Below are 2,084 nucleotides of genomic sequence, written 5' to 3'. Positions count from 1 at the left end.
TGGATTAGGTACTCGTATGTTACCTGCAACGAAATCAATTCCTAAAGAAATGCTGCCTATTGTTGATCGCCCTTTAATTCAATATATTGTTGAAGAGTGTGCTCAGGCAGGCGTTGAGGAAATTATTTTAGTTACTCACTCTTCTAAAAATTCAATTGCGGATCACTTTGATACCAGTTTTGAATTAGAAAATATGCTGGAACAGCGTATTAAAAATAAATTATTAGAAGAAGTACGTTCAATTTGTCCTAGCAATGTAAAGATTGTTCAAATTCGCCAAGGCCATGCTTTAGGTTTAGGTCATGCAATTTGTTGTGCACGCCCAGTTATTGGCAATAATCCATTTATTGTTTTACTGCCTGATGTTTTATTAAATTCACATTATTGCGATCCTCAACATGATAATTTATCAGCAATGATAAAACGTTTTGAAAAAACAGAACGTAGCCAAATTATGGTTGAACCTGTGCCAATGAGCCAAGTGCAACAATATGGTGTTGTAGATTGTGAAGGTGTTTTCTGTCCTCAAGGTAATTGGGCGCCTATTCGTCGTATCGTGGAAAAACCAAATCCTGAAGATGCACCTTCTAACCTTTCTGTTGTTGGACGTTATGTTTTCTCTGAAGCTATCTGGGAATTATTAGATGGTCTACCTGCTGGTGTTGGTGGTGAAATTCAATTAACAGATGCGATTGATTTATTATTGAAAAAAGAAGTCGCTGAAGCATATACCTTAGTAGGTAAATCACATGACTGTGGTAATAAGCTAGGATATATGAAAGCCTTTGTTGAATATGGCCTCCATAATTCTGCGTTAAAAGAAGAATTTTCTTCTTGGATGCGGGACTTTTGTGAAAAAACATTGTTACCCAAAACAGAAGTCATAGAAGAAGATGAAGTAAGTGAAGCACAAAAGATAGTTGCTATCTTTTGAGTTTATATTGAAATAATATGCAATATGCCGACCGAGATAAGATGGCGGTCGGCAATAGCAGGAGAGAAAGGCAATGTCTTTTTGGCACTTATCTCGTTGTCATTATCTATTTTCTACCTTTTTTTTAGGTTTGTTGCTTATGGTTTCTCCCTCAATACAGGCAGCAGATACTCAAGTAGGATGGCAACAGTTTAAAGAGCGCTATATTCAGGATGATGGGCGAGTTATAGACAGCGCTAACAAAAATATTTCACACTCTGAAGGTCAAGGCTATGGCATGTTAATGGCTGTGATGAGTGATGATCATGAAACATTTAATAAGTTATGGCACTGGACAGCGGCTTCTCTTTATCGTGGCGATTTAGGCTTATTTAAATGGCGTTATGAACCCGAAAATAGTGAACATACCCCTGATCCTAATAATGCAACAGATGGTGATATCTTAATTGCGTGGGCATTATTAAAAGCGGGTGAGAAATGGAATGATGAAAGTTATCTTTCAGCTTCTGATTCTATTCAACACGCTATTTTGGAACATACTTTAGTTAAGATAAAAAATTATACTGTACTTTTACCCGGTATTAATGGCTTCAAAACCCCAGAAGAAATTATTATTAACCCATCCTATTTTATTTTCCCTGCATGGAAAGATTTTTACCGCACGAGCAAAGATGTTCGTTGGAAAGAGTTAATTAATGATAGCCAGTCTTTACTTAGAAATATGCGGTTTGGTGAATATCAATTACCAACAGACTGGGTAAGTTTGTTTCCAGATGGAAAGATAGAGCCTAGTGAAAAATGGCCTGCACGATTTAGCTTTGATGCAATACGTATTCCGCTTTATTTAGCTTGGGCACATGATGAATTAGCGTTACAACCTTTTGTGCAGTATTGGCAGCAATTTGATCGTTATAAGACGCCTGCTTGGGTAAGTATTGATGCTCAAGAGCGCGCTGAATACAACCTTACTCCCGGTATGATGGCAGTGAGAGATTTAACGATGAAAACACCTATTGAAGATGTTGATTTAAGTAAAGATACAGATTATTACTCTTCGGCTTTACACTTATTAGCGGCATTTGCTCAAAACGGACAATAAGTATATTTAGTTAATTTGAATAATAGATAGCTTAAATTCCTTTTAATATAG

The 2,084-nt window shown here is 36.6% G+C and carries 2 protein-coding genes; both read left to right on the top strand.

The genetic code is table 11. The annotated features are described in order from the left end of the window. Window positions 1–934 (top strand): UTP--glucose-1-phosphate uridylyltransferase GalU (gene galU / locus ACWPWK_RS19000; protein ID WP_454209244.1); only part of this gene is annotated, 934 nt, incomplete at its 5' end. A gap of 73 nt (window positions 935–1,007) precedes the next feature. Next, a complete protein-coding gene (locus ACWPWK_RS18995; protein ID WP_109373337.1) occupies window positions 1,008–2,033 on the top strand; it encodes a glycosyl hydrolase family 8 in 1,026 nt (341 codons plus the stop codon). The last annotated feature ends 51 nt before the right edge of the window (window positions 2,034–2,084 follow it).

The sequence above is a fragment of the Proteus sp. Marseille-Q3619 genome (genome assembly GCF_965283115.1).
The sequence above is the reverse complement of the archived record's forward strand: the minus strand, read 5'-3'. Positions and strand labels throughout refer to the sequence as shown.